Source organism: Curtobacterium sp. 8I-2 (assembly GCF_902506155.1).
Classification (GTDB): domain Bacteria; phylum Actinomycetota; class Actinomycetes; order Actinomycetales; family Microbacteriaceae; genus Curtobacterium; species Curtobacterium poinsettiae.
The window spans coordinates 1,759,067-1,766,249 of sequence record NZ_LR732827.1; the positions used below are offsets into that span (position 1 = coordinate 1,759,067).

General features: G+C 73.4%; 6 protein-coding genes. 4 read left to right on the forward strand and 2 right to left on the reverse strand.

Annotation, left to right across the window (positions count from 1 at the left end):
- Positions 1-29: 29 nt before the first annotated feature.
- The 3 genes from BOSE127_RS12155 (at position 30) to BOSE127_RS12165 (ending at position 5,471) form a co-directional block, all read left to right on the forward strand.
- Positions 30-1,232, forward strand: a complete 1,203-nt coding sequence (locus BOSE127_RS12155; protein WP_159557374.1) for a S24/S26 family peptidase — start codon at positions 30-32, stop codon at positions 1,230-1,232.
- Between the two features lie 61 nt (positions 1,233-1,293).
- Complete coding sequence (locus tag BOSE127_RS12160) at positions 1,294-2,457, forward strand: metallophosphoesterase family protein (RefSeq protein WP_017886210.1); 1,164 nt, start codon at positions 1,294-1,296, stop codon at positions 2,455-2,457.
- Entirely contained in the window at positions 2,457-5,471 is a 3,015-nt protein-coding gene (locus BOSE127_RS12165) for an AAA family ATPase (protein ID WP_159557376.1), read from the forward strand. Before BOSE127_RS12160 ends, BOSE127_RS12165 begins: the two co-directional genes overlap by 1 nt.
- A 43-nt stretch (positions 5,472-5,514) precedes the next feature.
- Here BOSE127_RS12165 and BOSE127_RS12170 read toward each other — a convergent pair whose 3' ends face one another.
- A complete protein-coding gene (locus tag BOSE127_RS12170) occupies positions 5,515-5,691 on the reverse strand; it encodes a hypothetical protein (RefSeq protein ID WP_156463787.1) in 177 nt (58 codons plus the stop codon).
- Entirely contained in the window at positions 5,688-6,404 is a 717-nt protein-coding gene (locus BOSE127_RS12175; protein ID WP_017886208.1) for a class E sortase, read from the reverse strand. Before BOSE127_RS12175 ends, BOSE127_RS12170 begins: the two co-directional genes overlap by 4 nt.
- A 188-nt stretch (positions 6,405-6,592) precedes the next feature.
- On the opposite strand from BOSE127_RS12175, the gene BOSE127_RS12180 reads away from it, so the two are divergent.
- Positions 6,593-7,036 (forward strand): GNAT family acetyltransferase, encoded by a 444-nt coding sequence (locus BOSE127_RS12180; RefSeq protein WP_159557378.1) that lies wholly within the window; start codon positions 6,593-6,595, stop codon positions 7,034-7,036.
- The last annotated feature ends 147 nt before the right edge of the window (positions 7,037-7,183 follow it).

Below are 7,183 nucleotides of genomic sequence, written 5' to 3' on the forward strand. Positions count from 1 at the left end.
CCGCAACGCGCCCCCGGTCGAAGGCAGTCATGAGCAGCATCGCAGTGCACGGTGGTCCCGCACCGCACGCAGCGGTCCGTGACGCCGTCGAGTGGGGGCGCGTCGTCGTCGCCTCCCTTGCCCGCGGCGTCGTCGCGACGCTGCTCGGCCTCGCGCTCTGGGCGGCTGCGCCGGCGCTCATCGGCTGGCAGCCCACCACCGTGATGACCGGCTCGATGGAGCCGCGGATCGTCCCCGGTGACGTGGTCGTCTCACGGCCGGTCGGCTCGGGCGAGATCGCCATGGGCAAGGTCCTGCTCGCCGACGACCCGGACCAGGCGGACCACATGCGCATGCACCGGTACGTGCAGGACGGCTCCCGCGGCACCATGGTCACGAAGGGTGACGCCAACCCGCAGCAGGACTCGACGCCGATCGAGCGCTCCGCGGTGCACGGCATCGCCTTCCTGCGCATCCCGTTCATCGGCGCACCGATCCGGTGGATCAGCGCCGGCGAGTGGGGCCTGGTCGCGATGCTCGCACTCGGCCTGACCGCGGTGCTCGCGCTCTGCACCATCGACGGGTCGCTCCGGCGGCTCGTCGACGCAGACGACGCCGACGCCGACGACGCGGCCGACGGCCCCGACGACGCGGCCGGTCCGGACGGCGCGGCCGGGCCGGCAGACGGTACCGACGGCGGCCTGGAGGCGCCCGACGGCGCCGCCACGGGCCTCCCGTCCGCCGCGTCCACCGTCCTCACCCGTCGCGCCCTGCGTCGACGGGTCCGTCGCAGGCGGCGGCTGCGCCGCCTCGGCGGGGGCGCAGCGGTGCTCGTGCTCGCCGCGGCGGCCGGCGTGCTGCTGCCCGGGACGGCGGACGCGGCCCCGTGGTCGCGGACCACCGTCGCACCGACCGCGAACTTCACGGCGGGCACGGCGACCGGTGTCCCCACCCTGACCTGCGTGCCGGCCGGGTCGAACACGGTGACGATCGCCTGGACCTACGACAACGGTGCGACCGTGCCGGTGTCGTTCGACCTGATGAACGGCACGACGCAGGTGGCCAGCACGACGCTCGCCGGGGCCCGTTCGATGGTCTACGGGGGCGCCGGACTCCTGAACCTCGGCACGACGTACACGCTCAACCTCCGCACGAACCTCGGCAACAACTGGACGGCGACGAGCACGCCGACCGTCAAGGTGAAGGTCGTCGCGGTCCTGGGCATGGCATCCGCGAGCTGTGTGACCACCTGAGCCGTCCACAGGGCACCGCGGGGTGCCCCTGGATGTCCCCGGACGGCGTTACCGTGGCCGCATGCGCATCCTGCACACCGGCGACTGGCACCTCGGCCGCACACTGCTGGGTGCGGACCTGCTCGAGCACCAGGCCGCGTTCACCGACTGGCTCGTCGACCTCGCCCGCGAGCGCGCCGTCGACCTCGTCGTCATCGCCGGTGACGTCTACGACCGTGCGATCCCGCCCGTCGACGCCGTCCGCATGCTCTCGCGCGTGCTCGAGCGGCTCGCCGAGACCACCACGGTGGTGCTCACCCCGGGCAACCACGACTCCGCTGCTCGGCTCGGCTTCGGCGCCGGGGTGATGGGGCAGCGCGTCCGCATCCTCGCCGAGCCCGCGCACGTGGCCGACCCCGTGCTCGTGGCCGACGACGACGGCCCGGTGGCCGTGTACGGCATCCCGTACCTGCACCCCGACCTCACCCGGTACGCCCTGGCCGCGGTCCCCGACGAACCCCTCGCCCGCTCGCACCACGCCGTCGTCCACGCCGCCACCGAACGGATCCGCACCGACCTCGCGACCCGTGCCGGTACCCGCAGCGTGGTCGTCGCCCACGCGTTCGTCGGGGGTGCCGACCCGAGCGACAGCGAGCAGGACATCCGCGTCGGCGGGGTCGACCGCGTGGCCGAGTCCGTGTTCGACGGCTTCGACTACGTCGCCCTCGGGCACCTGCACGGCCCGCAGCGCGTCGGCGACGACGGCCGGATCCGGTACGCCGGGTCGCCGCTGGCGTTCTCGTTCGGCGAGCGGCACCAGCGGAAGTCCGTGACCATCGCCGAGCTCGACGGGGCCGGTGCCGTCACCGTCGAACTCGTCCCGACACCGGTCCCGCGGCGACTGGTCGACGTCCGGGGCAGCATCGACGCCATCGAGTCCGGGGCCTTCCGGGCCGACGCCGACGCCTGGGTCCGCGTCGCGGTGACCGACACCGTGCACCCCGAGCGCATGTACGCCCGGGTGAAGGACCACTTCCCGCACGCCCTGGCGATCACCCACGAACCGGCGGACCGACCGGCCGCCACCGCCGCACGGGCCGTGACCGCGACGTCCGACCCGGTCGAGGTCGCCGGCGACTTCGTGGCCTTCGCCACCGGCGGGGCACCCGACGACGACGAACGGGCCGTGCTGACCGAGGCGTACGAGGCCGCGGCGCTCGCCCTGCAGCGCGAGGGGGACCGCTGATGTACCTGCACCGACTCGAACTCCGCGCCATCGGCCCGTACCCCGACCTCGTGACCATCGACTTCGCGGCGCTCGCCGCCTCCGGTGTGTTCCTGCTCGAAGGGCCGACCGGCTCCGGCAAGTCGACGATCATCGACGCGGTCGTGTTCGCCCTGTACGGCGGCCTCGCCGGGTCCGACGCCAGCTCCGACCGGCTGCACAGCCAGCACGCCGACCCCGCGGTCGAGCCGTTCGTCGAGCTCGTGTTCGAGAACGGCGCCGGCACCTACCGGGTGCGACGCACGCCGCAGTACGACCGTCCGAAGCAGCGGGGGACCGGCACGGTGAAGCAGCAGGCGTCCGTGCAGCTGTTCCGGCTCGCAGCGCCGGACGACGTCGTCGGTGAACCGATGTCGTCCCGCATCCCCGAAGCCGCGGTCGAGATCGCCCGGATCGTCGGGCTCGACCGCGCGCAGTTCCTGCAGACCGTGGTGCTGCCGCAGGGCGAGTTCGCCCGGTTCCTCCGATCCCCGGGGGAAGACCGCCGGAAGCTCCTGCAGTCACTGTTCGGCACCCAGGTCTACGACCGCACCGCCGACGAACTCGCCGCCCGCCGCCGGGCCGTGCAGGCCGAGGTCGACGGGGCCGACGACCGTGTCCGCGACGCCCTGGCCCGGTTCGCTCAGGCGGCCGGTCTCGACGACGCCGACGAGTCCGTCGTCCCCGGCACGGTTGTGTCCCTTCGCGCCACGGCCGACGCAGCCGGGGCAGCACGGACGGCTGCCGCTGCCGCTGCGACGGCGGCGACCGAGCACGAACGGTCGGTGACGGCGCGTGCGGCCGCCCTCGAGCGCCGATCGGCACTGCTGCGGCGACAGACGCTCCTGGACGACGACGCTCCCGCGATCCAACGCGCACGGACCGCGGTGGCGACGGCGGAGCGCGCCGCCCGGGTCGCGGCGGTGGCCGACGGTCTCGACGCCGCGATCGCGCGTGCCGACGACACCGCAGCGGCAGCCTCCCGTCTGCGTGACGAGCACGAGCTCGACACCGTCGACGCTGAGCAGATCGTCCGGCGCCGCGACACGCTGACCGACGCGCTGTCCGGTGTCCGGCACCTCGTCGCGGTCGAGGCCGAGGCGGACGCCCGGCGCACCGCGATCGCCGATGCCACCGCGACCGCATCACGGCTCACCGACGACCTCGCCGCCCTCGACACCGCGCTCGAAGCCCGGCCGGCGGAACGCGCACGGATCGTCGAGGCCGCCCGGTCCGCGTCGACGACCGCTGCCGACGCGGACGCCGCGGCGCACGAGGTCGCTCGTGTGCAGTCGCTCCGCGCCGACCTGGCCGCCCGCGACCGCGCCGAGCACCGCGTGGCCCAGGCCGAGCGGGTCGTGGCCGGTGCCCGACGCCGCGCGACCGATGCGCTCGACACTGAACGCACCCTGCGCGAGCGCCGGATCGCGGGGCTCGCCGGTGAGCTCGGCGCCGCACTCACCCCCGGTGACCCGTGTCCGGTCTGCGGATCGACCGCGCACCCGTCGGTGGCCGCGCCGCAGGACGACCACCCGACCATCGGCGCCGTGGAGTCCGCGGGCGACGCCACACGGCTGGCCGACCAGCAGCTCGCCGACGCCGCAGCCGAGCTGGCGGTCGAGCGCGCGGAGCACCTGCGGCTGACCGAGGTGGTCGGCGCCGTCGACACCGTCACCCTCGACGCCATGTCGGTCGCCGCCGACGAGCGGGTCCGTGCGGCGCACGACGCAGCGGCACTCGTGCTCGAGCACGAGCGCGAGCGGACGGCGCACGACTCCGCGACCCGGGCGCTCGAGCGTGAGCGGAACGACCTCGACGCCCGGCGCACCGTGCTCGCATCGACCACGGCGTCGGACGCCGAGCGGCTCGAGGCCGACCTGCGATCGGTGCAGGAAGCGATCGAGCGGCTCGGTGCACTGCTCGACGGTGACGGTGACGGTGACGGTGACGGTGACAGCGCTGGCTCGTCGGGCTCGCTCCGCGTCGTCGTCGACGAGCTCGACGCTCGGCTGACGGTGCTCCGCGCCCTCGCCGATGCCGACGACCGCGCAGCGGCTGCCGCCCGTGCCCGTGACGAGCGGAACACCGAGGTCGCCCGGGTCCTGGACGAGCAGGAGTTCCCCGACGTCGCTGCAGCACGAGCGGGCCGGCTCGACCCCGACACCGTGGCACGCTTCCGCAGCAGCATCAGTGCCGCCGACGCCGAACGCGCCGTCGTCCGTGCGGGGCTCGAGGACCCCGCGGTGGTCGCGGCCGCCGACGACGACCCGGAGCACCTCGACCTGCAGGCGGCGCAGGCCGAGCGGGTCCGGGTGACGGCCGACCTCGACGAGGCCACCCGGCTCGCGGTCACCGCGGCCCACCGTGCCGAGGCCGTCGAGCAGTGTGCGTCCGAGGTCGACCGGACCGTCCGGGCACGACAGGAGACCTCGGCCCGCAGCCGCGCGGTCGTCCGGCTCGCCGACGTCGCCAACGGTGTGGCATCGGTGAACCCGACCGGCATCACGCTCGGCACCTACGTGCTCATGCGTCGCTTCGAGGACGTCGTGGCCGCGGCGAACGACCGGTTGCGCGGCATGCTCGCCGGACGCTTCACGCTCGAGACCTCCGACGAGCGGGAGTCCGGGTCCCGCGCGCGACGGACGGGGCTCGCCCTCGCCGTGCACGACCACACGACCGACACCGTCCGTGATCCCCGCAGCCTGTCCGGCGGCGAGACGTTCACCGTGTCACTGTGCCTGGCGCTCGGGCTCGCCGACGTCGTGCAGGCCGAGGCCGGCGGGGTCTCGCTCGGCACCCTGTTCGTCGACGAGGGGTTCGGCACGCTCGACCCGGAGACCCTCGACGACGTCATCGGGCAGTTGTCCCGGTTGACCGCTGGCGGGCGACAGGTCGGGATCGTCAGCCACGTCGAGGAGCTCAAGCAGCGGATCCCCGAGCGGATCGCCGTGCGACGCACCCCGACCGGTGGGTCGAGGGTGACGACCACCGTCTGACAGATCGCGGCCCGGGGCCGGGTCCCGTCTGGTCCGACGCGGTCTACGGGGTCGGCGTCGACTCCACCGTGCCGTCCGGCGGCGGCAGGATGTCGGCCGCGATCCAGGGGAACACCCACTGGAACAGCACGAAGACGATGGCGACGAGGAGCACGAGCAGCTCGAGCACCTTCAGGGCGGTGGGGCCGGGCAGCAGCCGCCAGACCAGGGGGAAGATCACTTGACGGTCTCCGAGAGTTCCTTCGGGGTGCCCTCGGAAGCGGGCATCCAGTAGTCGAGCTTCGCGTGCGTCACGAACCGTTCGGCCGCGGACCACATCGGGTGGCAGGCGGTCAGCGTGAGCCAGCGGTCCTGGGCGGTCGGTTCCACACCCGGCTTGTTCGGCACCGGCGCGATCGTCTCGATCTTGTCGGGCGTGACGATCTGGCTGTCGGTGACCTTGTAGACGTACCAGACGTCGAACTTCTTCTTCGCGTCGGTGACCCGGACCACGACCGAGTCGCCCTTCTTGAGCTCCGCGATCTGGTTCAGGGGCTTGCCGTAGGTGACACGGTGTCCGGCGACGGCGAAGTTGCCGGGAGCGCCGGGCATCGCGGTGTCCTGGTAGTGCCCGAGTCCGATGGTGTTGAGGACCTTCTCACGATCGGTGCCCTCGCCGATCGGCCGGTTGTAGTCCTTGCCGAACCGGGGGATCTGCATCGTCCCGAACACGTCCGACAACGCCGGGGGTTCGGCGAGCACGGGAGCGGTGCCGCGGTGCTCGGTGCCCTCGACCTTGGGGGTCTTGACCTGGTCGAGGCCCTGCACGAGCTTCGTCTGCTCGTTCACGGCGACCACGTCGGTCCACCAGGCCGTCCACACGACGTACAGGCCGGTTCCGGCGCCCGCGATGATGAGCAACTCGGCGATGAGCGACACGATCGCGCCGCCCACCGTCTGCCGTCTGCGGGGGGATCGCCGGGACCGCGAACCGGCTGCGTCGTCCCGTGCGCTGCGGCGCGTCGGGAGGGTGTCGTTTGCGGTCACGGGGCTCCTGATCGGCTGGGTGGTCGGACAGGTCTATCAGATCACGGCGACAGGTCGGTGACGACCTTCTCCCCACCCCCGTTAACGTGGGGCCCATGGAGTACCGGATCCGCCCCTTCAGCACCGAGGACACCGACGCGGTCGTCGCCCTGTGGGAATCGTGCGGGCTCGTCCGACCCTGGAACGACCCACGCCGCGACATCGCCCGCAAGCTGACCGTCCAGCCCGAACTCTTCCTGGTCGCCGAGCCCGAGCCCGAGCCCCGCACCGTCGCCGGCGTCGTCGCTGCGGGCATGGCGGGCTTCGACGGGCACCGCGGCTGGGTGAACTACCTCGCCGTGCGCCCGGACCTGCAGGGCTCCGGCCTCGGTCGCACCCTGATGGCCGAGTTCGAGCGGCTCCTGACCGACCTCGGCTGCCCGAAGCTGAACCTGCAGGTGCGTGCCGGCAATGAGCAGGTGCTCGGGTTCTACGCGTCCCTCGGCTACACGGACGACCGCACGGTCTCGCTCGGCAAGCGCCTGATCCCCGACGTCTGACCGCTCACGCCCGTCGCACCGTGCGGGTTCGCCCATCCGGTGCGGCGTTGGCGGCTCGGTGCGGTGCTGCAAGTCCGCACCGGGCGGTCAACCTCGCACGGTTCGAACGACTCGGCACCGTGCCCGGCCTGCCCGGCCCGCCCGGCC

Bases quoted from the DNA above. Each gene is read 5' to 3' on its own strand.
- BOSE127_RS12155 (WP_159557374.1), top strand. From the start codon at position 30: ATGAGCAGCATCGCAGTGCACGGTGGTCCCGCACCGCACGCAGCGGTC.
- BOSE127_RS12160 (WP_017886210.1), top strand. From the start codon at position 1,294: ATGCGCATCCTGCACACCGGCGACTGGCACCTCGGCCGCACACTGCTG.
- BOSE127_RS12165 (WP_159557376.1), top strand. From the start codon at position 2,457: ATGTACCTGCACCGACTCGAACTCCGCGCCATCGGCCCGTACCCCGAC.
- BOSE127_RS12180 (WP_159557378.1), top strand. From the start codon at position 6,593: ATGGAGTACCGGATCCGCCCCTTCAGCACCGAGGACACCGACGCGGTC.